At 40.1% G+C, this 20,463-nt stretch carries 27 protein-coding genes and 2 pseudogenes; 23 read left to right on the top strand and 6 right to left on the bottom strand.

Translation table 11 applies throughout. The features are described 5' to 3' along the window. Window positions 1-12: 12 nt before the first annotated feature. Window positions 13-172, top strand: a pseudogene (locus tag NYE22_RS12655) (hypothetical protein). A gap of 16 nt (window positions 173-188) precedes the next feature. After that, window positions 189-587, top strand: coding sequence for a hypothetical protein (locus NYE22_RS12650; protein ID WP_009967329.1), 399 nt, complete (start codon window positions 189-191; stop codon window positions 585-587). A gap of 62 nt (window positions 588-649) precedes the next feature. Here the strand turns inward: NYE22_RS12650 and NYE22_RS12645 are convergent, their stop codons facing one another. Next, complete coding sequence (locus NYE22_RS12645; protein WP_161986034.1) at window positions 650-1,084, bottom strand: SRPBCC domain-containing protein; 435 nt, start codon at window positions 1,082-1,084, stop codon at window positions 650-652. Between the two features lie 147 nt (window positions 1,085-1,231). Between NYE22_RS12645 and NYE22_RS12640 the strand changes: the two genes are divergently transcribed. The 10 genes from NYE22_RS12640 (at window position 1,232) to pghL (ending at window position 10,340) form a co-directional block, all read left to right on the top strand. After that, window positions 1,232-1,354, top strand: coding sequence for a hypothetical protein (locus NYE22_RS12640; protein ID WP_015713998.1), 123 nt, complete (start codon window positions 1,232-1,234; stop codon window positions 1,352-1,354). A 37-nt stretch (window positions 1,355-1,391) separates the two neighbouring features. Continuing rightward, complete coding sequence (locus NYE22_RS12635) at window positions 1,392-1,580, top strand: hypothetical protein (protein ID WP_003231626.1); 189 nt, start codon at window positions 1,392-1,394, stop codon at window positions 1,578-1,580. A gap of 293 nt (window positions 1,581-1,873) precedes the next feature. Next, window positions 1,874-3,436, top strand: a complete 1,563-nt coding sequence (locus NYE22_RS12630; protein ID WP_342411887.1) for a spore germination protein — start codon at window positions 1,874-1,876, stop codon at window positions 3,434-3,436. Between the two features lie 29 nt (window positions 3,437-3,465). Next, entirely contained in the window at window positions 3,466-4,557 is a 1,092-nt protein-coding gene (locus tag NYE22_RS12625; protein ID WP_021479211.1) for a spore germination protein, read from the top strand. Further along, window positions 4,547-5,761, top strand: a complete 1,215-nt coding sequence (locus NYE22_RS12620) for a Ger(x)C family spore germination protein (RefSeq protein WP_038827867.1) — start codon at window positions 4,547-4,549, stop codon at window positions 5,759-5,761. Before NYE22_RS12625 ends, NYE22_RS12620 begins: the two co-directional genes overlap by 11 nt. Window positions 5,762-5,887: 126 nt before the next feature. Next, complete coding sequence (locus NYE22_RS12615) at window positions 5,888-6,694, top strand: hypothetical protein (protein ID WP_038827866.1); 807 nt, start codon at window positions 5,888-5,890, stop codon at window positions 6,692-6,694. Between the two features lie 4 nt (window positions 6,695-6,698). After that, window positions 6,699-7,316: a DUF4166 domain-containing protein gene (locus NYE22_RS12610; protein ID WP_029726669.1), complete on the top strand. Its 618-nt coding sequence runs from the start codon at window positions 6,699-6,701 to the stop codon at window positions 7,314-7,316. Next, window positions 7,313-8,953, top strand: a complete 1,641-nt coding sequence (locus NYE22_RS12605; RefSeq protein ID WP_038827863.1) for a YndJ family protein — start codon at window positions 7,313-7,315, stop codon at window positions 8,951-8,953. Before NYE22_RS12610 ends, NYE22_RS12605 begins: the two co-directional genes overlap by 4 nt. Window positions 8,954-9,042: 89 nt before the next feature. After that, on the top strand, window positions 9,043-9,357 hold the full coding sequence (locus tag NYE22_RS12600; protein WP_166668700.1) for a hypothetical protein: 315 nt from the start codon (window positions 9,043-9,045) through the stop codon (window positions 9,355-9,357). Window positions 9,358-9,581: 224 nt separating this feature from the next. Further along, on the top strand, window positions 9,582-10,340 hold the full coding sequence (pghL, locus tag NYE22_RS12595; RefSeq protein WP_169037548.1) for a gamma-polyglutamate hydrolase PghL: 759 nt from the start codon (window positions 9,582-9,584) through the stop codon (window positions 10,338-10,340). A gap of 26 nt (window positions 10,341-10,366) precedes the next feature. Here pghL and NYE22_RS12590 read toward each other — a convergent pair whose 3' ends face one another. After that, entirely contained in the window at window positions 10,367-10,816 is a 450-nt protein-coding gene (locus NYE22_RS12590) for a YndM family protein (RefSeq protein WP_003245454.1), read from the bottom strand. Between the two features lie 207 nt (window positions 10,817-11,023). Between NYE22_RS12590 and fosM the strand changes: the two genes are divergently transcribed. Together fosM and NYE22_RS12580 are read left to right on the top strand one after the other, a co-directional pair. Next, window positions 11,024-11,458 (top strand): FosM family fosfomycin resistance protein, encoded by a 435-nt coding sequence (gene fosM / locus NYE22_RS12585; RefSeq protein ID WP_032725818.1) that lies wholly within the window; start codon window positions 11,024-11,026, stop codon window positions 11,456-11,458. Further along, window positions 11,367-11,709, top strand: a pseudogene (locus NYE22_RS12580) (hypothetical protein). The gene fosM and the pseudogene NYE22_RS12580 overlap by 92 nt, the downstream one beginning before the upstream one ends. A gap of 286 nt (window positions 11,710-11,995) precedes the next feature. On the opposite strand, the gene lexA reads toward NYE22_RS12580, so the two are convergent. Further along, the gene (gene lexA / locus NYE22_RS12575) at window positions 11,996-12,613 is read right to left on the bottom strand and encodes a transcriptional repressor LexA (protein ID WP_003238209.1); all 618 of its coding nucleotides are present in this window, start codon (window positions 12,611-12,613) and stop codon (window positions 11,996-11,998) included. A gap of 149 nt (window positions 12,614-12,762) precedes the next feature. On the opposite strand from lexA, the gene yneA reads away from it, so the two are divergent. The 6 genes from yneA to NYE22_RS12545 all read left to right on the top strand — a co-directional run bounded on the left by yneA (window position 12,763) and on the right by NYE22_RS12545 (window position 17,124). Then, the gene (gene yneA, locus NYE22_RS12570) at window positions 12,763-13,080 is read left to right on the top strand and encodes a cell division suppressor protein YneA (RefSeq protein WP_003231598.1); all 318 of its coding nucleotides are present in this window, start codon (window positions 12,763-12,765) and stop codon (window positions 13,078-13,080) included. Window positions 13,081-13,098: 18 nt separating this feature from the next. Beyond that, a complete protein-coding gene (locus NYE22_RS12565) occupies window positions 13,099-13,752 on the top strand; it encodes a recombinase family protein (RefSeq protein ID WP_024573194.1) in 654 nt (217 codons plus the stop codon). A 63-nt stretch (window positions 13,753-13,815) separates the two neighbouring features. Then, on the top strand, window positions 13,816-14,049 hold the full coding sequence (locus tag NYE22_RS12560) for a DUF896 domain-containing protein (RefSeq protein WP_003231595.1): 234 nt from the start codon (window positions 13,816-13,818) through the stop codon (window positions 14,047-14,049). A gap of 168 nt (window positions 14,050-14,217) precedes the next feature. Further along, entirely contained in the window at window positions 14,218-16,221 is a 2,004-nt protein-coding gene (tkt, locus tag NYE22_RS12555) for a transketolase (protein WP_003231593.1), read from the top strand. A gap of 152 nt (window positions 16,222-16,373) precedes the next feature. Continuing rightward, complete coding sequence (gene sirA, locus NYE22_RS12550) at window positions 16,374-16,820, top strand: sporulation inhibitor of replication protein SirA (RefSeq protein ID WP_003231591.1); 447 nt, start codon at window positions 16,374-16,376, stop codon at window positions 16,818-16,820. 85 nt (window positions 16,821-16,905) lie between these two features. After that, window positions 16,906-17,124, top strand: coding sequence for a YneF family protein (locus NYE22_RS12545; RefSeq protein ID WP_003221221.1), 219 nt, complete (start codon window positions 16,906-16,908; stop codon window positions 17,122-17,124). A 73-nt stretch (window positions 17,125-17,197) separates the two neighbouring features. On the opposite strand, the gene ynzD is transcribed toward NYE22_RS12545, so the two are convergent. Further along, window positions 17,198-17,371, bottom strand: a complete 174-nt coding sequence (gene ynzD / locus NYE22_RS12540) for an aspartyl-phosphate phosphatase YnzD (protein ID WP_010886518.1) — start codon at window positions 17,369-17,371, stop codon at window positions 17,198-17,200. A gap of 219 nt (window positions 17,372-17,590) precedes the next feature. On the opposite strand from ynzD, the gene ccdA reads away from it, so the two are divergent. The 3 genes from ccdA to NYE22_RS12525 all read left to right on the top strand — a co-directional run bounded on the left by ccdA (window position 17,591) and on the right by NYE22_RS12525 (window position 19,319). Then, window positions 17,591-18,298, top strand: coding sequence for a cytochrome c-type biogenesis protein CcdA (gene ccdA, locus NYE22_RS12535; protein WP_015383767.1), 708 nt, complete (start codon window positions 17,591-17,593; stop codon window positions 18,296-18,298). A gap of 88 nt (window positions 18,299-18,386) precedes the next feature. Then, window positions 18,387-18,749 (top strand): response regulator, encoded by a 363-nt coding sequence (locus NYE22_RS12530; RefSeq protein WP_014476939.1) that lies wholly within the window; start codon window positions 18,387-18,389, stop codon window positions 18,747-18,749. 78 nt (window positions 18,750-18,827) lie between these two features. Further along, window positions 18,828-19,319 (top strand): CcdC family protein, encoded by a 492-nt coding sequence (locus NYE22_RS12525; RefSeq protein WP_086343887.1) that lies wholly within the window; start codon window positions 18,828-18,830, stop codon window positions 19,317-19,319. Window positions 19,320-19,349: 30 nt separating this feature from the next. Here NYE22_RS12525 and yneK read toward each other — a convergent pair whose 3' ends face one another. Beyond that, the gene (yneK, locus tag NYE22_RS12520) at window positions 19,350-19,778 is read right to left on the bottom strand and encodes a DynA interaction protein YneK (RefSeq protein WP_003231580.1); all 429 of its coding nucleotides are present in this window, start codon (window positions 19,776-19,778) and stop codon (window positions 19,350-19,352) included. 234 nt (window positions 19,779-20,012) lie between these two features. Continuing rightward, complete coding sequence (cotM, locus tag NYE22_RS12515) at window positions 20,013-20,405, bottom strand: outer spore coat protein CotM (protein ID WP_072174018.1); 393 nt, start codon at window positions 20,403-20,405, stop codon at window positions 20,013-20,015. Window positions 20,406-20,463 lie beyond the last annotated feature (58 nt).

Genomic DNA, 20,463 nt, shown 5'->3' with positions numbered 1-20,463 from the left:
AATGCATTTATTTTGAACATTTTAAAACCAGCACAAAGGCAGATTCATAAAACGGCTGCTGCTGAATATAATGTCCAATGCCACCTGCCTAAGAAGCAGGGAGGCAGGCTGGATCAATTATGTAGCTCTGCCGAAAATGATACAAACGTATCTGCGGCTATCATTGAAATAGAGGAGTGATGTAGCTGATGAGATTCACTAAGGTAGTTGGATTTTTGTCTGTTTTAGGGTTGGCTGCCGTTTTTCCATTAACGGCACAAGCAGAAAAAGCCGGAACTGCGGGGGCTGGAGAGTGGGATAAGTTGGGGACTTACACATATACTTACTCAAGTCCGACGGTATACTCGACCGGAGGAGATTTTAGAGTGTGCCTTTCAGGAAGCACTCCTTTTTCTGTTTCACTGCACTTATATGAGGATGATCCCGGTGACAATCCTGATGATTATGTAGGGGCAAACTATTTTTCACCCGGAGAATGCCACACCTTTGGCAGTATTGGAAAATTTGTAGATGGGAGCAATAACAAGGCCGAGTTCTTTGTTACCGATTACTCTGGTAAATCTAAAACTGTTACGTTTTATGATTGATGGACTCAAATTGTGAAGTATAACCCTTGAAAAAAACAAAAAAGAGAGATACTCTCTCTTTTTTATTCTTCGATAGCCTTACGAAGCCGTTCATTTACAATGCCAGTCCAGCCGCCATCCATCTTGCCGCGAACGACGGAGCTTTTCTCGTTTGCTTTGCCGATCACTTCATTCGGCTCTTTCCAGCCGCTGTGAATAAGGGTAAACCCTGTCTTTTCCCTTAAGTCTTCTAATTGAAAGGTAACGACCCATCCTTCTGTATCCCATTCAAAAGAAAGTTCAGTTGGAGCTTGAACAGCCAAAACTTTACAAGGGGACGGCCCAAACGGTGATTGTAAGTGAAATTCTTGTCCTTCTTTGAGCTGAAAGTCATTGGGCATAAACCACTTGGCAATGCCTTCTGAAGTAGAGACTGTCTCCCAGACTTTCTGAATGGGAGCCTCTAGGGTAATGCTTTTTGTAATATCTGGTAATTTATTTTCGTTGTTTTGAGCCATTTCGTTTACCTCTTGACAAATGATGTTTTTTCAATTCAATCATATAATAACTAATAAGATCATGTCCATAGCGTGATTATTTATGCTAGAGCTGCTGTTCAACAGCGTGTCAGTCGCCAGTCTGATCTGTGAATGGGAGAATTCTGCATGTTCGAGAAAGAGAGAGACGTGTATGTTGTCATTTCGTTCATGCTTGTTTGCTCAGCCGCAACTGTTATGTTTGAACTGGAATTCCTGTTCAGCCAATTTATTTTGCGATTTTTGTTTTAATAGTAAATGAGCCATTTTCTAAAACAGGAGGTTTTTTATGCTTGGAAAAATCAAAGCAGCCATTGATAACAGTCCAGGGAAGCCGGCCAGAATTTTAGTTAGTGAAAAAGCGTTTCAGCAATTAGAGGAAGAAATGCGCTTTGTTTACGTTTCCAAACCGAAAACGATAATGGGGATTCCTGTGGAAGTTTCAGATCAGGCAGAAAGCTTCAAGCTGGAATTTTAGTTTTCCCAAACTGCTAAAAGGCTCATTTTGTGTTAATTATGCAAAATGGTCAGGTTGATTTCTTTAAAAGCATGATGAAATGTTCATCATGCTTTTTTTATTGAGAAAAAAGACGAACATAAAAAATAGGTATACGGGAAAAATAATCCTATTAGAGAGAGGGGAAATGACAGATGGATAACATGATATCAACACTTACTGATTGGAATGTGTGGTTTCAAGCGTTAGTAGTATTTCTCGTTCCATATGTAATCTATAAAGTGTTTACTTGGATTCATGTATAAGAAGGTGCAATGATGAGGTGGCGGAACAATCAGTACAAAACAAAGAAGCAGCATAAATCAGATTATTCGACAGCTGAAAAGCAGGATCAGGATGTGTTAACCGGTAACATCGGATACGACTTAGAACATGTAAAAAGAAAAATAGGACATAACGGGGACGTTCATTTCCGTGAGCTTGAAATCACTCAATTACATGTGAAAGCGGCATTGATCTTTGTTGAAGGACTGTCTGATCAGGACTTGATTAATAAAGGACTATCAGTGTTAGTCATGAATCAACCTAATCAGGTAAGCGATGAAATTTCTCAATCCGGCAAAGGTATTTTAACTTCGAAACAGATAAAAAATCAAATCGTATCAATCGGTGATGTCATAGAATCAGAGAAAATCAGTGATATCGTGTTGAATGTTTTCATTGGTTCGACAGCGCTTCTCATTGATGGAATACCGCAGGCCTTTCTTCTGGGAACTGTAAAAAAACAAAATCGAAGTATCGAGGAGCCGCTTTCAGAAGCGCTTGTCAGAGGGCCGCGCACAGGCTTTACAGAAGAGTTGAGTACGAATACAGCTCTTTTGAGACAGCAAGGAAAAAATGATCAATTAACATTGCAGAGATTTGAAGTAGGAACACGATTAAAAAAGGATTTAATCATCGCTTATATGAATGACATTGCAGATCCAAAAGTAGTCGAGGAAGTAAGAAAAAGAGTGAGAGGGATTGAGATCGATCATTTGCCGGAGTCAGGCTACGTTGAACAGTTAATTGAGGATAATTATTTGAGCCCGTTCCCGCAAGTACAGAGTACAGAACGTCCTGATCGCGTCATAAGCGGATTAATGGAAGGAAGAGTAGCCATTCTGCTTGACGGCACTCCGTTTGCTTTGATTGTTCCAGTCACTTTCAGCATGATGCTTCAATCGCCTGAAGATTATTATGAACGGTGGTTCCCGAGCTCGCTCATCAGATTGCTGAGGTTCATCGCAGCAATGATAACGTTATTCGCACCCGCTTTATATATATCATTTATTTCTTTTCATCCGGGGTTAATTCCGACCAAGCTGGCGATTTCAATTTCCGGGACGCGCCAAGGTGTTCCGTTCCCATCTCTGATTGAAGCCTTATTTATGGAAGTCGCGATTGAAATTTTAAGAGAGGCGGGGCTTCGTTTGCCAAAACCAATTGGACCCGCAATAGGCATAGTTGGCGGATTAATCATCGGGGAAGCAGCTGTGCAGGCGGGAATTGTCAGTCCAATCATGGTCATTGTTGTTGCGCTCACAGCAATTTCTTCATTTGCCATCCCGCATTATAGCACAGGTATAGCACTTCGGATGCTTCGGTTTGGCGCGATGTTTTGTGCGGCGGTGTTTGGATTGTTTGGAGTCATTATGTATTATCTGCTGCTAAGCAGCCATGTCGTAAAGCTAAAGAGCTTTGGTGTGCCATACGCAAGTCCGGCAGTGCCCTATCACTTAAAAGATTGGAAAGACTTTGTTATCAGAATGCCTCTTTTAGTCATGAAGCGCCGGCCTAAAATGATGAATACAGATAATACAAAACGGGTGAAGTGATGAACTCGACAGGATGGTGATAAAGTCTCATGTTCAGCCCAACCAGTAAAATCACAACCGCTCAGGCAACGATTATCATCATTAATTATATGCTTGCTGCCGGAGTTCTTACGCTCCCTCGGACAGTAACAGAACAAACACAATCTCCTGATGGATGGATTTCAGTTTTATTAGGCGGGGTTCTAGCGGTAATAGCCGGGATGATTATAGTTAAATTAAGCCAGCAGTATCCTCAGGAGACCTTTTATGAATACTCCCGACATATTGTAGGAAAATGGCTCGGGCATCTGATCAGTATTGTTTTTATTACTTATTTTCTGGCACTCGGTGCATTTGAAGTCAGAGTCATGTCCGAAATCGTGGATTTTTTTCTCCTCGAAGGGACACCGTCTTGGGCCATCATTATGACAGTTCTTTGGATTGGGCTTTATTCAATTACACAAGGCCTAGATCCGATTGCACGGCTTTTTGAAATGATTTTTCCGATTACGGTCATCATCTTTTTAACGATAGCCCTCATGAGTTTAGGCATATTTGAGATCAACAATTTGCGTCCTGTATTAGGTGATGGAATCATGCCGGTTCTCAGAGGAGTAAAGACAACGAACCTTTCATTTACATGTTCAGAAATTATGCTCATTTTAGTAGCATTTATGAAAAAGCCGAAAAATGCGGTGAAAGCGGTTGTGATCGGGACAGGCGTTGTGACCAGTTTTTATATGATTACGCTAATTATGGTAATCGGTGCACTATCAGTTGAGGGAGTTGTGACGAGAACATGGCCGGGGCTTGACCTGATGAGAAGTTTTGAAATACCTGGTTTAATATTTGAACGGTTTGAATCATTCCTGCTTGTGATTTGGATTATGCAGCTTTTTGCTACGTTTATTATCACTTTTTATGCAGCTTCCCTGGGAGTCTCACAAGTTTTTAAAAAGAAACCCCTTTCATGTATGTTTGTGCTGCTTCCTGTTATTTATATCCTCTCTTGCATGCCGAAAAATGAAAATGACGTCTTTATATTGGGCGATACGGTCAGTCATATCGCTTTGTATATATTTGGCGCTTTGCCGATTTTGCTGTTAGTCATTTCGAAATGGAGGAAAAGAGGTGAAAAGTAAACTAAAACGTCAATTGCCTGCTATGGTCATGGTATGTCTGCTGATGATTTGCGTAACAGGATGCTGGAGCAGTCGGGAAATAGAAGATCTGGGTCTCACATTCGCTATCGCAATTGATAAAGGAAAAGAAACGAACACTGAAAAAGAGTTAAAAGAAGAGGGCGGGAGCTATCCGAAAAAAGACAACATTACGCTGACCTATCAATTTGTTAATGAAAAAGCGGCAGGCGCGGGCACAAGCGGGGGAGGCGGTAGCGGACAAGGAGCGCAAAAAGCGTATATTAATATAAGTGAAACAGGGGATTCATTACAGCAGATCGGAAGTGAGGTTGCATTAAGACGGGACCGAGAAGTGTTTAGCCCGCATTTAAAAGTTGTTGTCATGAGTGAAGATGTGCTGCACACATTTCCTATCGACGAAATGCTGGATCAATTTTTTCGTGATAATGAAATCAGGCTGAGCTGTCTTGTTTTATCTGCTAAAGGGGAAGCAAGAGACGCTCTCCAGCTGAAAGAGAACGGAGAAATTCCGGCATTTCGGCTGATTGGATTAGGTGAAAATGAACATAAAGTTTCCAGAATTCTTCCCCCTATGACACTCGCGAAACTAATTGGAAAACTGCATTCTGGCAGCAGCTTTTTACTGCAAAATGTGGTTGCGGCGAATGGAGCGGTCAAGTATTCCGGAGCAGCTGTAATCAACGGAAAATCGAAAAAAATGATAGGCACTTTAAATGAATATGAAACTGAGGGAATTACATGGATTAGAGGAGAAGGGAAAGGCGGAGTTGTCAAAAGCCATGATAAAAAGAGCCAACAAACGATAGCGTACGATATCAATAAAATCAAAAGCAAAATTCAGCCAATCGTAAAAGGGAAAAATATTTCATTCCATGTCGATATTGAATCAGAAGGCGATTTGGTTGAAAACTGGAACACAAAAGAGGCGTTGGACACCCAGTTTATAGATCGTCTCGAAACGACTATTGAAAACGAAGTAAAGAAAATAGTTGGTCAGGTATTAAAAAAAATTCAGCGTGATTATAAAGCAGATGTTGCGGGTTTTGATGAATCTTTAAGACTTACATATCCCCACTTATGGAAAAGGGTGAAAAATAACTGGGATGACACCTTCAGTAAAGCCGACATCACATACAGTGTGAACGTCACAATTACTCATTACGGCACGGTTAAAACTCAGTAATGAATCCCAAGGAAGAGAAGGAAACCTCTCTTCTCTTTTTTATACTTTTTTTGGAGAGATATACACTTTTCAAATCGACCAATATGCTAATATAGGAATTGCTTGAAATAGAAGGGAGAAGGGGCTGTGAGGCAGAAACCGATTTATGTAGAAATCGAAATGAAATCTGATCTGGATACACTCTGGGAATATACACAAAACCCATCACTGCATAAGGAATGGGATCTACGGTTTTCAAATATTACGTATTTGAATAGACAACCATGCGAAAAACAGAAGTTTCTTTACGAAACAAGGGTAGGCTTTGGATTAAAGGTGTCAGGTACAGGAGAAACCGTCGGTGTTTTCAACAAATGTTCATCTGAAAGGTCTTCTTCACTGGCTTTTGGCTCTAATCATCCGTTATCTCTGATTCGGCATGGAAGCGGCTACTGGAAGTATATACAGAGAGAAAATGGGAAAATGACGTTTTTAACACAGTACCAATACAAAACAGCCTACGGACTGCCGGGAAGATGGATCGATCGTTTATTATTTCGACCGCTGCTTGGCTGGGCGACTGCCTGGAGCTTTGATGCATTAAGGCTTTGGGTAGAGCAAAATAAACATCCGAAGCGCTTTATTCGATCCGCTATCATCTATGTGTTCATGTGTCTGTTTTTCAGCCTGTTTTGGTTCTATCAAGGCTTTGCAGGTGTTGAGACAAGCATATTGGCAGGAACAGCGGAGATAGGCTTAGCTATTTTGTGGCTGATTCCTTTAAAAAGAAAATGGATCATTCATGGTGTCCAGGCTTGTATTTTTGCTGGGTTTGCTTGTCTAGGTTCCGAAATATTCATGTGGGTTCTATTGAGTGTGTTTTCCGCTGCAAGCGGCGCTCTTAGCCTGCAGCTCCCCAGTGCCAGGCGCACAAAACGAAAGAGAAAGAAGTGACATTGTGAGTTCGATTTATGAAAAATCAATTATTAACTATCATTTGCTGCATCCCAAGCTGCAGAAACGGTACCAATTAGACGGGTCTCATACATTCAGCGGGACGGGAACGATGTCAGAAATAAGCGGAGGCTCTTTTCTGGTTAGAATGCTGTTAAAGCTAGGTGTTTTTTTCAGATGCTTCTTTTCAGAAAGAGGCAAAGACATTCCATTTACAATACAAAATAGAACTTGTCTTTTGAAATCACAACATACAGGGATAGAATGGAATCGTACATTTTTCTTTAAAGGCAAAAAACGTTTCTTTGACGCGATAATGATATATGACGAGAAAGAAAATAGAATACTTGATTTCTTCGGCAAACCTCATCTGCTGTTGTCTGTTTTGACGTTCGAGGCATCTCTTGACGGCTCTCTTACAATCACATCGGGAAAGCAATGGCTATTGATATTTGGAAAAAGAATCCCGTTGCCGAAATGGCTGACCGGTACATCCGTAGTTTGCGAAACGTTTGATGAAAAAAAGAATTGTTTCACCATTGAAGTGCATGTGCAAAATACAATTCTTGGCACTCTTTTCTTTTATAAAGGAACGTTTCAGGAGGAAGAGAGAGAATCATGAAACGAAATGGCATAGTCAGTGCGCTTTGTTTTATAGGATTTCTTGCAGCGGAAGCACCGGATATTTCAGTGGCAGAGGCACTCGTTTTGTTATCCATTCTATTTTTCGTGCCGGGAATTTTCCCTTTTGTTTTTCGTCAATCGCCGGTTCGTGCTGCTCAGTTTATGGAATATGGGCTAATCCAGTGCTATCCGGTAGCCGCATTCTTTGCGGTGCTGGCTCTAGTGACGGAGGTTGGAGGTTTCGCGCTAATCTGGTGGATGTACACAGTTTTTATTGCATTGTATGCGATCCTCCGCCTTTGGGAAACAAAGATACATAGAATCGAAGAGACATCAGTTTTGTTCGGTCTTATTTATTTGGCGGGAGGAGGATTTTGGTTTTTTGCTTATGCTGCCCATTTGCAGATCATGCAATTTGGCCCTCTCATCATTTTGCTTACTGCTGTCCACTTTCACTATTCTGCTTTTCTGATCCCGATCTTCAACGGATTACTCGGCAGAACCATTAGAAAACATCGGATGTTGTATAGTTGGATAACATGGGTGATTTTGCTTTCGCCCCTTCTTATCGCACTGGGCATCACATATTCAAAAACACTTGATGTCATTGCGGTTAGCATTTATATGGCGGCGATTTATCTTCATGCATTTTTGGTGTTCACGGCAGCTTTTCGCACCAAGACGGGGACATTTCTTATTTGGGTTTCTTCCGCTGTTTTAATGATAACGATTGCTTTCTCGATGATTTATTCATTTGGTGTATTTCGGCAAGAAGTTACATTGACCATCAATCAGATGATTTGGATTCACGGTTTTGTCAACGCGTTTGGTGTTATCTTGCCCGCTCTCATAGGGTGGAGAATAGAGGATCCGAAGTCTTTTGATGCAGACAGTGTAAAGACATTCAGCCGTATCTACGGAAAAAGAAAGATTGGAGAAGAATTTTTAGCTAGCATTCAAGCTGAAAATAACGCTCGGTACAGCGGACTTGTGGATGATATGGGCAGCCTGCGTTCAAAAGATTTTTCACCAGAAAAACTGGCGCCGCTCATTCTTTCGTTTTATGAACACACCATCGAATACAATATTAAAGCAAAAGTAACATGGAGCACGTGGTTTCGGCCGCTTGCAATTGTTTACGAATGGTTCAGCAGAAGAATCGGCCAAATACATCTTTCGACGAACCCTGATTGGTATAGGATGTACAGCAAGATAAAAGGTGTTCATTCTAAAAAAGACGGAAGGGAAAGAGTACGTGCCTGGATTAGAACAAATGAAAAAAACGAAACCATTTTTACCGCTCTTTATTCAGTGTATCGTTCAAATGGAGAGGGGTATATGAATATTTCTTTACCGCTTCCATTCAGCAGCATGACAGGTATTTTAAAACCATATCATCATCAGGAGAAGCTGGTTTTAACAAGCAGGCGGAGAAAAGGCAGAGCGGGGGATGAGGGAATTTATCTGCAAACAAGAGCGGGAACTTGTCCGCTTCCTTTATCTGAAACCTTTCTGATAGAAGCTGCATATGACAACAAATTAACCGCTGTTCATCATATGTGGCTGTTCGGAATAAAATTTCTAACTGTTCATTACAGCATTACACATATTAACCAGCCTATTGAAAGAACCTAACACAAAGAAGAAGTTTCGTCTGCCAGTTGTAATAGATGAACTGTTTTAAAAAAATTCTGCGCCGTATCAAGACAGGAAAGGAAGGGTTTATGGTGTTTTATATCAGTTTATTTCTGATTCTTTGGCTGGCTGCGGGGTTTGCAGTGGGAATGAAACAAGTGTATGTCGATCAGCTGTTTGATAAAACTGTGATCGAAAGGCTGGAAAAAGAAGCGAATGATCATGGACACGCTGACCGGATGATCAAACAGCGCGCCCTTTATATTGCAGCAGTGACATTAAGCGGGTTTATTTCTGTTTATTATGAAATGAAAACAATCCCGCAAAGGCGAAACATAAGAAAAATTGAAAAAAACATCATGAAATTAAATCAAGCAAAAAAACGAAGAATGAAGAGAAAATAAAAAATGCACAGGCCAAAGGGCAGGTGCATTTTTGTTTTGTATGGAAATGGGGGAGGTGGTGCCAGCTTACTTTTCATAAATTCAAAAATGAGAAGAACAGCGCCCGGGCTAATGGTATATAATATTGTGAATTTAACAAAAATTTAACAAGGAGGACAAGAGAATTCGTGCTAAAGCCTCAAAGAGACCTACATCCTGTTGATTTGGACTTAGAGGCGGAGTAGATGAAACCGGCCAAAGTATCCCTGCTCCGCCGTTTGCTCCATTCCTTGAAGCATGTTGATTGTAACATAGCCAAACGTTTTCCATCAACTATTAAAATTGTAAAATTATTGTTTATTTTTATGGTATTTACTCCGATTTCTTCAATTTATGCTGAAGATGTATATCAGAATTTTGAGGAATTAAAAAACAATGAAGATCCTTCTGATTACGACATTGTTACGAAAGAAACCGGAAGCCCTGTTCTTGTTTTAGCTATTCACGGAGGAGGTATTGAAGGCGGGACAAGTGAAGTAGCGAGAGAGCTCAGCAAAGAGTACTCGATGTATTTATTTGAAGGCTTAAAATCGACAGGAAACTCAGTCCTGCACATTACGAGCACGCACTTTGATGAACCTCGGGCCCTTAAAATGACGGGAAATCATGAATATGTCATTTCATTACACGGGTACGCAGAAGAAGATCAGCAGATCGAAGTCGGCGGTACAGATCGCGTAAGAGCGGCAGATTTAGTTGAGAAATTGCAGCATGCCGGTTTTCCTGCTGTATTGCTCAATACGGACCATCCGCATGCGGGCGTTAGTCCGAATAACATTGCAAATAAATCAAAAACAGGTTTAAGTATCCAGATAGAAATGAGCACAGGCTTTAGAAAGTCTTTGTTCGGCATCTTTTCTTTAAAAAGCAGAGCTGTTACTCAAAATGAGAGGTTTTATAAGTTTACAGAAGTGATGTTCCGTTTTCTCAAAAATAGCTACTGAAAAATAGGAGGCGATAAGACAGCCTCCTATTCCTTATGTTTCTCTTTCGTTTCGGGAAATAGCTCGTCCGCGGCTTCCGTTTGATACTGCAACGTGTTATCTCTCGCTGACAGTTCATTTCGGAAATTTTCATCAAGCACATTTTTCAGTAAATACCGATGAAAAAAGTATTCAAAAACAGTAAGACAGGCAGCGGAAAGGAGAGCTGCTCCAAATGGTGAGAAATCGTTTCTTGTTTGGGTTAAAACAAATACCCAAAGAATAACGAATGAAAGGCCAAAGTCAGCCAATGAAGCTGTAATATTGTTTGTTCTGGGTAAGACGAGCATGTCACCAGAAAGATAGGAAACAAAACCTAAGAAAAGTGCAATAAACATCACACTTAAAAAGGATGCGTGATAGACTCTGTCCAAAATCACATATAAAAGGGCGAGAGTGAAAGCAATCTTTGAAGCAAGCGCAATGATATGTTTCATTTGACCACCTAAATTGTTATTTTTTGAAGAAAATTCTTGGGCGTAAACAAATGATAAATAATGCAATTCAAAACCATTCATAATGGTCATGTTACTATTTTAAACAGTCCGTTTTTGTTTACACTGGTATTTTTTTCAGCTGTATGAAACTTTCTTATGAAAAAAGACGTATATGTGGATGATCAGCTTTCAAGGGGGGAATGATTTGTGGAGATAAAAGGAATCAATCACTTGTTATTTTCAGTTTCGCATTTGGATACATCGATTGATTTTTATCAAAAAGTGTTTGATGCAAAGCTTTTGGTAAAGGGAAGAACAACTGCATATTTTGACATGAACGGCATCTGGCTAGCGCTTAATGAAGAACCAGACATCCCGAGAAATGACATTAAGCTTTCTTATACCCATATTGCTTTTACAATTGAAGATCATGAATTTGAGGAGGTATCAGCTAAATTAAAAAGACTTCATGTCAATATTCTGCCTGGCAGAGAACGAGATGAACGCGATCGAAAATCAATTTATTTTACCGACCCTGACGGCCACAAATTTGAATTTCATACCGGAACCCTTCAAGACAGGCTTCGATATTACAAACAAGAAAAAACGCATATGCACTTTTATGATGAAACGGCCTTTTGATAGCACAACCATATTTCATATAAGGTTAAATTTAAAGAAGGGTGTTGGTGGAGACTTTATGTTTGGGGAAGGTTTCTACCCGACTTGTTCAACGATGCCATATATTTTGAACTGCACAAGTGATTGGGTGAAGGTGAAATTGAAATACACATTACATTTTATATGAAGAAAGCGAGCTGTTTTATCAGAGTGTTGAACTAATTAATCTATGTACTGAATTTTCAGTATATTTCAATTGCTTCGCCCCTTAATAAATATGAAACCGTATCCTTCCACGACCTAAAAAATGAAACGTTTTTAAGAAGATGGCGTCTAATATTCTAAATGTTCATATTTTGATAAAAGTTTCCTAAAGGAAAGAAAATTTCTTGACTTCAACAATCTTTTGGTGGATAATTATGGTGTAAACATGATGTTCTTTTTCCTCCTATTCAGGCTCGCACCCAAAAGTCAGGGCGAGCCTGCTTTTTTTGAACAACAAACCCCCTCTCCGTAAAGGAAGAGGGGGTTATTTTATGCATCTGATAGATCAATAGATTAATGGACGGTTCTGAACACGCCAATCACTTTCCCTAGAATGCTGACATTCTGCAAAATGATAGGTTCCATCGTTGGGTTCTCAGGCTGCAAGCGAATGTGGGTATCCTCTTTATAGAATCGTTTTACAGTTGCTTCATCATCTTCTGTCATCGCAACTACAATTTCCCCATTGTTCGCTGTGTTTTGCTGTTTAACGATGACATAGTCCTTATCGAGAATACCAGCATCTATCATACTGTCTCCCATAATCTCCAGCATAAATACATGCTCGTCCGGAGGAACCATGCGGTCAGGGAGCGGAAAATATTCTTCAATATTTTCTACTGCTGTAATAGGAGATCCCGCCGTGACTTTCCCGATGACCGGTACATTAACGACCTGGCTTTGCGGAATGTCTACTTCTTCATCAAGAATTTCTATTGCTCTTGGTTTTGTCGGATCTCGTCTGATCAGCCCTTTTGTTTCCAAGCGGGCCAAATGGCCGTGGACAGTAGAACTGGACGCAAGCCCGACAGCCTCTCCGATCTCTCTCACGGAAGGCGGATATCCTTTTGATTTAACCTCTGCTTTAATAAAACGGAGGATATCAAGTTGCCTTTTTGATAGCTTCGTCATTTTTCGCACCTCAAAACGTCGATTTTAAGAAGATTATAGCATGATTTTCCTTACAGTACAAACATAGGTTCGAAAAAACAATTGACAGAAACGTTTGTTCGTATATACTGAAATTATAAAAATGCGAACAAACATTCCTGCTGGAGGTTATGATCATGAGTAAAGAATCTATTATTTTTGTCGGTCTGTTCACAGTGATTTTGAGCGCGGTTATCCTTATGCTGTCATATACAAGCAGCGGCCAGGAGCTTAATCAATATGTTAAAATAGAAGTCCAGCAAGGCGACACACTTTGGTCAATTGCTGATCAGGTAGCAGATACAAAAAAGATAAACAAAAATGATTTTATTGAATGGGTAGCTGATAAAAATCAACTACAAACATCTGATATCCAGCCGGGTGATGAGTTAGTGATCCCATTGAAAAAGAAGCATCAGGATGCATATGAATTGGCAACTGTAAGATAGAGAGGAAAGAGAGATAAAATGAAAGCACTCATTTATGCCCGTGTAAGCACAAATAAAGAACAGCAGGAAACGTCATTAAAGCGGCAGGAAGAGGAGCTTACGGCCATTGCTGCGGAGAACGGCATGGAAGTCGTCAAAGTGATTTCAGAAAAAGCCAGCGGATATGAAATGGATCGGGATGGTGTATTTGAGCTGCTTGATGAGATTAAGATCGCTGGAATTGATGTCATTTTGGTTCAAGACGAGACAAGGCTCGGGCGGGGAAACGCAAAAATCGCACTGCTTCATTGTATTTACAGAGAAGGTGTGAAAGTCTATACAACGGCTCATAGAGGTGAACTGGAGTTATCGGAGGCTGACTCAATGGTCTTGGAAATCGTCAGCATTGTGGAAGAGTATCAGCGAAAGATTCACAACATGAAAATCAGACGGGGAATGAAGCGTGCAGTAAAAAACGGTTTTAAACCGCAAAAAAACTTAAAAAACCAACATGAGAACAGTGGAAAAGAAAAAATAGAGGTGCCAATCTCTGAGATCGTCCGCCTAAGAGCGAATAAACTAACGTTTGCTGAAATCGCGGCTACCCTAAGAGGGTTTGGCTATGATGTCTCTAAAGCAACCGTTCACCGGCGTTTTCAGGAATACATAGAGAATGTAGAGACAGCAGAGTGAATCAGTTGTAAAACTTTTTTTGATCTAGTACTATATAGACAAAATGCAATAAAGGAGTTTAACATGATTTCAAACGCGAAAATTGCCAGAATTAATGAGCTTGCTGCCAAAGCTAAAGCTGGCGTTATTACAGAAGAAGAAAAAGCCGAACAGCAAAAGCTCCGTCAAGAGTACTTGAAAGGTTTTCGTTCTTCTATGAAGAACACGTTAAAAAGCGTGAAAATCATTGACCCAGAAGGCAATGATGTTACACCAGAAAAGCTAAAAAGAGAACAAAGAAATAACAAACTTCACTAATATAAGAGGAATACGGCAATATCGTATTCCTCTTTTGCATATACTATAATCAAAACTCTTATGTGACAAAATTCAACAAGTTTCTCTCAAATTTAAGCTGAAACAGTTGAGAAAAAGTCGTCAGACATTTATGATGTAAGGGTACAACACATAAGGAAGGGGATTTTTATGGATACAATTGAAAAAAAATCAGTTGCTACCATTCGCACACTGTCAATAGACGCTATTGAAAAAGCAAATTCTGGTCACCCAGGGATGCCGATGGGAGCCGCTCCAATGGCATACACGCTGTGGACAAAATTTATGAACGTAAGTCCGGCAAACCCTGGCTGGTTTAACCGTGACCGTTTTGTTTTATCTGCTGGACACGGGTCAGCACTATTATACAGCATGCTTCATTTAAGCGGGTTTGATCTTAGTATTGAAGATCTTAAGGGATTCCGCCAGTGGGGCAGCAAAACACCAGGACATCCGGAATTCGGACATACTGCCGGTGTTGATGCTACAACAGGTCCGCTTGGCCAAGGAATTGCCATGGCAGTCGGTATGGCAATTGCTGAACGCCATTTAGCGGAAACATACAACCGCGATTCATTTAACGTAGTCGATCATTATACATACAGTATTTGCGGTGATGGTGATTTAATGGAAGGTATTTCTTCTGAAGCCGCTTCACTCGCAGGCCATCTTCAGCTTGGCCGTCTGATCGTACTATACGATTCTAATGACATCTCTCTTGATGGAGACCTCGACCGTTCATTCTCTGAAAACGTGAAACAGCGTTTTGAAGCAATGAATTGGGAAGTTCTTTATGTTGAGGATGGAAACAATATTGAAGAATTAACAGCGGCTATCGAAAAAGCACGCCAAAATGAAAAGAAACCTACATTAATTGAAGTGAAAACGACAATCGGATTCGGTTCACCTAACCGTGCCGGTACATCCGGTGTTCACGGTGCACCGCTTGGTAAAGAAGAAAGCAAATTAACAAAAGAAGCTTACGCGTGGACATATGAAGAAGACTTCTACGTTCCGTCAGAAGTCTATGAGCATTTCGCTGCAGCTGTTAAAGAATCAGGTGAGAAAAAAGAACAAGAATGGAATGCTCAATTCGCTAAATATAAAGAAGTTTATCCTGAACTTGCTGAACAGCTTGAACTGGCAATCAAAGGAGAGCTTCCGAAGGACTGGGATCAAGAGGTTCCTGTGTATGAAAAAGGAAGCAGCCTGGCATCCCGTGCATCTTCCGGTGAAGTTCTCAACGGACTTGCGAAAAAAATTCCTTTCTTTGTCGGAGGTTCTGCTGACCTAGCGGGATCGAACAAAACGACTATTAAAAATGCCGGTGATTTTACAGCGGTTGATTACTCAGGCAAAAACTTCTGGTTTGGTGTACGAGAATTTGCGATGGGTGCAGCCTTAAACGGTATGGCGCTTCATGGCGGTCTTCGTGTATTCGGCGGAACTTTCTTTGTCTTCTCTGATTACCTGCGTCCTGCGATTCGCCTTGCAGCGTTAATGGGCCTTCCTGTGACATATGTCTTCACACATGACAGTATTGCGGTTGGTGAAGACGGTCCGACGCACGAGCCTGTTGAACAGCTTGCTTCACTCCGTGCGATGCCTAACCTTTCTTTGATCCGTCCAGCAGACGGCAATGAGACAGCAGCAGCATGGAAGCTTGCAGTGCAAAGCACTGACCACCCAACAGCGCTAGTGCTTACACGTCAAAACCTTCCTACCATCGATCAAACATCTGAAGAAGCATTGGCAGGAGTAGAAAAAGGTGCATATGTCGTTTCAAAATCTAAAAACGAAACACCTGACGCTCTTCTCATCGCTTCCGGATCAGAGGTAGGTCTTGCAATTGAAGCGCAGGCTGAATTGGCAAAAGAAAATATCGATGTTTCTGTTGTCAGCATGCCTTCAATGGACCGTTTTGAGAAACAATCTGATGAATACAAAAACGAAGTCCTTCCTGCAGATGTGAAAAAACGTCTTGCAATTGAAATGGGCTCATCATTTGGATGGGGCAAATACACGGGGCTTGAAGGTGACGTTCTCGGCATAGACCGATTCGGTGCATCTGCTCCTGGTGAAACCATCATTAACGAATACGGCTTCTCAGTTCCGAACGTAGTGAATCGAGTTAAGGCATTAATCAATAAGTAAGCTTTTGAAAGAGGATGAGTCAAATCATCCTTTTTTTCTTGTTTATCCGACAAAAATAGTATTGGCTGTTTAACAGTAATAGACAATTCTTTCTTTTCTTCTTTTGTATAATAGAGAGCAAATGAAATGCTGCTGGAAAAGGGGATGAAAAGATGGAACGTCACTACTATACGTACCTGATCAAAGAGGAATTTGCCAATCACTATTTCGGCCGGGAATCGGTTATGTTTGAGCTGTTTCAAGACTATCATTGGACAAGCCTTGAAAAGCAGCAGTATGAAATGACAGAGAAACAGATTCAATATATTACACAACCAATCCCGATTTTACATATGCATCAGCGGTTAAAAATGAATTTAAACAAGACGGATTACAGGCAGCTGGATTATATTTATAGAATAGCTTTGCCGAAAGCAAAAGGCCACGCGACGTTTATGATGAAGGAGCACATGATAGAAATTGTGGCTTCGGGAGATTACGAGGCAGAAACGATATTCTTTGAAGTGTTAAGAAAAGTAAGCCCTTGCTTTTTAGCAATGGATTTCAATTCGAAGCGTTACGGATGGCTAAATCCGGTGAAAGAAAGAAATTTTGTCTAAAACCGAAGAAAAAGAGATGTAAATGTTGTATAATAGCTTTTGGTTTAGTACACTTTAAACTAGACAACATGAAGGAGGAAATAAAATGACTTTATGGGTTGGCATCCTAGTGGGCGTTGTTGCATTGCTCATAGGTGTTGCACTCGGGTTTTTTATTGCTCGTAAATATATGATGAGCTACCTGAAAAAGAATCCGCCTATTAATGAACAAATGTTACGCATGATGATGATGCAAATGGGAATGAAACCTTCTCAGAAGAAAATCAATCAAATGATGAAAGCCATGAATAATCAAACGAAATAATACGTAAAGATTATGATATAGAGAAACATGGTTATAAAATAAAAAACCCTTATACGGGTTTTTTATTTTGCAATCATTCATCACCCGCTACTGCTCGAAGGCGCTGCTTTTGATATTGTATGAGAAGATGGTCAAGCTCCTGACTGAGCTCTATCGTAATATGAGATGTCATTCCGTTCGCCATGACAATTTGCAGCAGCTCTGCTCTTTTTTTTTCAATTTCTTTTAATAGATGCTCTCTAATCACAGGGATGTATCCTTTCATACATTAGATCTTCAAAGTGAATGTTTATATTATATCCATATTTATACTAATTTTCAAATGAGAAGGAGTATAATGTCTCAATGTCAAATTAAATTATATAAGTTTTTTCTGAAAATAGAAATCCTTCAAGTGAAAGTGTTAAAAAAATGAAATGATTTTGTCATAACTTGAAGGAATGTCAAATCATGAAGGGATGATGACATGGGAGACGTGAATTATTTTTTGACATTCGGTGCGGGGTTTTTATCCTTTATTTCGCCTTGCTGCCTGCCGCTTTACCCAGCTTTTTTGTCATATATTACAGGGGTCAGCATGGACGATGTAAAAACAGAAAAGCTGCTGCTGCAGAAAAGAAGCCTGTTTCATACTTTGTGTTTTTTGCTTGGCTTTTCAGTCATTTTTATTGCTTTAGGCTATGGAACATCTTTTATTGGCAGCCTGTTTAGGGATTATCACGATGCGATTCGGCAAATTGGCGCGTTGCTTATTATTTTGTTCGGTTTCATTACACTCGGTGTGTTTCGGCCTGAGGCAATGATGAAAGAGCGGAGAATCCATTTTAAGCATAAACCAAGCGGGTTTTTAGGGTCGGTCTTAATCGGAATGGCATTTGCAGCTGGATGGACACCATGTACCGGTCCGATATTAGGTGCTGTTATCACACTTGCAGGCACCAATCCGGGTTCAGCGGTGCCATACATGATGTTATATGTACTCGGTTTTGCGGTACCGTTTCTTTTATTGTCTTTTTTTATCACAAAGCTGAAGTGGATAAGGAAGAACCAGCTTTTCATTATGAAAGCTGGCGGCGTTTTGATGATTGTGATTGGTGTGCTGTTATTCTTTAATTGGATGAGCCTGATCATTATTTTGCTGTCAGATCTTTTTGGAGGCTTTACTGGTTTTTGACGGTAAATTACTTTCGTACTACTACTAATCCTTTTGTTTTTGGTACAATAAGACTATTATCTGTGGAAATCGATTGTTGGAGGGGAATATGACAAGAGTTTTAGTTGTAGACGACGCCAAGTTCATGAGAGTGAAAATCAGAGAGATCTTGGAAGATGCAAATTACATAATCGCAGGCGAAGCGGCGGACGGTGAACAAGCAGCGGACCTGTATAAAAAACTGCGACCGGACCTTGTGACAATGGATATTACAATGCCGGTGAAAAACGGCATAAAAGCGCTTCGTGATATCTTAACCTTTGATCCTAAAGCGAAGGTCATCATGTGCACCGCCATGCGCCAGCAAAGAATTGTAACGGAAGCAATTGAGCTGGGGGCAAAGGATTTTATTGTTAAGCCGTTTGAGGAAACAAAAGTGCTGGAAGCTGTAAGCCGCGTTATGGGACATTAAAGTCATTTCTTTTCAAAATGGTTTTTTTTATTGTTTTGGAGTATAGTATATAGTATCAACACTCCGAGAAACAAAGGAATGATAAGTATGATGATTATAGTTTCATCGATTATTGCTATGTTAATGGCTGTAGCTGTGATGGTGGTCAGAATAAAGTCCTCTGACAAGCCTGTTTCACCAAAAAAAATCATTCTTCCGCCGATTTTTATGAGTACGGGAGCGTTAATGTTTTTATTTCCGGTATTTTGGGTAACTGGTGCAGAGTTTTTGGAAGCATTCACTTTAGGTGTGATTTTCTCTATTTTTCTAATCAAAACTTCTAAGTTCGAAATTAAAAATAATGAAATTTACATGAAACGCTCTAAAGCATTTGTTTTTATATTAGTCGGTCTTTTGGTGATCAGAATCGTGATGAAATCCATCTTGAGCACATCAATCGATTATGGTGCACTGAGCGGAATGTTTTGGATTCTGGCTTTCGGTATGATTGTGCCTTGGAGAATCGCCATGTATTTATCATATCGAAAACTTCATAACGAGCTGCAGTCAGCTAATATTCAAATGAATTAAAAAACCTTTCCTCTTGTCAGGAAAGGTTTTTTATTTGAGAAGGGTCTGATAAGGTTCCAAATCGATTTTTTTGTCCCGCAGATGCCTTTTTAAGAAGGTATGGTCTCTTTTAGGAGTTGCGAGAATATAGCCTTTGATCATAAGTTGCTGATCAATCTTTGCTACCTTTTCTTTTAATGCAAGCTCACCGATTTTGCCTGCGATTTTAGCTTTTGCTGCATCTCTGAACAGTTCTGGCACCGGCGCAGTCAATTCATCTAGAAACTGTTTGTTTTCATCGTTCCATAAATGTCTGCTGTTTTCAATATAGTAATCCTGCCAATCAAGCTCTGATCTGCCGTCCTCTTTTGGTAAACGCTTTAAAAACTTTCGAAACATGAAAAAACCGCCGATTGATAATAAGACTACCATCATGATCACCCAAAACAGAATAAACCATAAAAACCATCCTTCCAGCATCAATCATTCCCCCTTATTCTAACCATATTGTATACGAAGAGAGATTAGAAGAACACAGTAAAAAAAGAATAGAAAAAAGTGATAGACGTCTAGTCAAAAGAGATAGTAGATCATATTCTATTGTATAGTGAATCTGCTATTTGGCCATGGGAGAGTCACTAGAGGGTATTTGACGATAAATGGACGGAAAAAAAAGTCACTTTCATAATAGGGGATGAAAGTGACTTTTTATGTTTAACTGAGAGGAAATTGAAGAGAAAAAGAAGAGCCATCTTCTGTTTCTTTATTGACGGCGACTGTGAGTATTTGATTTTCGCATTCGGCTTGAATGGTTTTGTCATTAAAATAAAAAGGAAGCATCATTTGTTTTTCAAAAGTCTGTCCTGACGATTTGACAGTTAAGATGAATTCGCATCCAGAAAGGGTAACTGTTACTTGTGTAGGCTGTAAAAAAGTCAGATCCGCTTCTATAATATACTGCTGACTAGTTTCATATAAATCAATAGGCAATGTTTCGTCGTACCAGGCGAAGGGGTCTTCAAAAAATTGCCGAAGCCATTCATCCATACTATCGAAATCATTTGCATCGTTGCGTTTTGAATGGTCCATGGAAGCATTCCTCCACATATCAACCTTACTTTACATCATATGCGGTGGATTATAATGGGTGAACGCATAAAAAAAC

It is taken from the genome of Bacillus sp. FSL K6-1560, assembly GCF_038592935.1.
Taxonomy (GTDB): Bacteria; Bacillota; Bacilli; order Bacillales; family Bacillaceae; genus Bacillus; species Bacillus subtilis.
Note: the sequence above shows the minus strand (reverse complement) of the source record. Positions and strands in the feature narration are given on the sequence as shown.

What these genes read in the sequence shown, in the direction of transcription:
- pghL (WP_169037548.1), top strand. Translation starts at nt 9,582, where the DNA reads ATGAAACCGGCCAAAGTATCCCTGCTCCGCCGTTTGCTCCATTCCTTG.
- NYE22_RS12530 (WP_014476939.1), top strand. Translation starts at nt 18,387, where the DNA reads ATGACAAGAGTTTTAGTTGTAGACGACGCCAAGTTCATGAGAGTGAAA.
- NYE22_RS12645 (WP_161986034.1), bottom strand. Translation starts at nt 1,084, where the DNA reads ATGGCTCAAAACAACGAAAATAAATTACCAGATATTACAAAAAGCATT.
- yneK (WP_003231580.1), bottom strand. Translation starts at nt 19,778, where the DNA reads ATGCTGGAAGGATGGTTTTTATGGTTTATTCTGTTTTGGGTGATCATG.
- cotM (WP_072174018.1), bottom strand. Translation starts at nt 20,405, where the DNA reads ATGTGGAGGAATGCTTCCATGGACCATTCAAAACGCAACGATGCAAAT.
- NYE22_RS12650 (WP_009967329.1), top strand. Translation starts at nt 189, where the DNA reads ATGAGATTCACTAAGGTAGTTGGATTTTTGTCTGTTTTAGGGTTGGCT.
- NYE22_RS12565 (WP_024573194.1), top strand. Translation starts at nt 13,099, where the DNA reads ATGAAAGCACTCATTTATGCCCGTGTAAGCACAAATAAAGAACAGCAG.
- ccdA (WP_015383767.1), top strand. Translation starts at nt 17,591, where the DNA reads ATGGGAGACGTGAATTATTTTTTGACATTCGGTGCGGGGTTTTTATCC.
- NYE22_RS12625 (WP_021479211.1), top strand. Translation starts at nt 3,466, where the DNA reads ATGTTCAGCCCAACCAGTAAAATCACAACCGCTCAGGCAACGATTATC.
- NYE22_RS12635 (WP_003231626.1), top strand. Translation starts at nt 1,392, where the DNA reads ATGCTTGGAAAAATCAAAGCAGCCATTGATAACAGTCCAGGGAAGCCG.
- sirA (WP_003231591.1), top strand. Translation starts at nt 16,374, where the DNA reads ATGGAACGTCACTACTATACGTACCTGATCAAAGAGGAATTTGCCAAT.
- NYE22_RS12605 (WP_038827863.1), top strand. Translation starts at nt 7,313, where the DNA reads ATGAAACGAAATGGCATAGTCAGTGCGCTTTGTTTTATAGGATTTCTT.
- NYE22_RS12545 (WP_003221221.1), top strand. Translation starts at nt 16,906, where the DNA reads ATGACTTTATGGGTTGGCATCCTAGTGGGCGTTGTTGCATTGCTCATA.
- tkt (WP_003231593.1), top strand. Translation starts at nt 14,218, where the DNA reads ATGGATACAATTGAAAAAAAATCAGTTGCTACCATTCGCACACTGTCA.
- NYE22_RS12590 (WP_003245454.1), bottom strand. Translation starts at nt 10,816, where the DNA reads ATGAAACATATCATTGCGCTTGCTTCAAAGATTGCTTTCACTCTCGCC.
- lexA (WP_003238209.1), bottom strand. Translation starts at nt 12,613, where the DNA reads ATGACGAAGCTATCAAAAAGGCAACTTGATATCCTCCGTTTTATTAAA.
- NYE22_RS12560 (WP_003231595.1), top strand. Translation starts at nt 13,816, where the DNA reads ATGATTTCAAACGCGAAAATTGCCAGAATTAATGAGCTTGCTGCCAAA.
- NYE22_RS12640 (WP_015713998.1), top strand. Translation starts at nt 1,232, where the DNA reads ATGTTCGAGAAAGAGAGAGACGTGTATGTTGTCATTTCGTTCATGCTT.
- NYE22_RS12630 (WP_342411887.1), top strand. Translation starts at nt 1,874, where the DNA reads ATGATGAGGTGGCGGAACAATCAGTACAAAACAAAGAAGCAGCATAAA.
- yneA (WP_003231598.1), top strand. Translation starts at nt 12,763, where the DNA reads ATGATCATGAGTAAAGAATCTATTATTTTTGTCGGTCTGTTCACAGTG.
- NYE22_RS12600 (WP_166668700.1), top strand. Translation starts at nt 9,043, where the DNA reads ATGGTGTTTTATATCAGTTTATTTCTGATTCTTTGGCTGGCTGCGGGG.
- NYE22_RS12525 (WP_086343887.1), top strand. Translation starts at nt 18,828, where the DNA reads ATGATAAGTATGATGATTATAGTTTCATCGATTATTGCTATGTTAATG.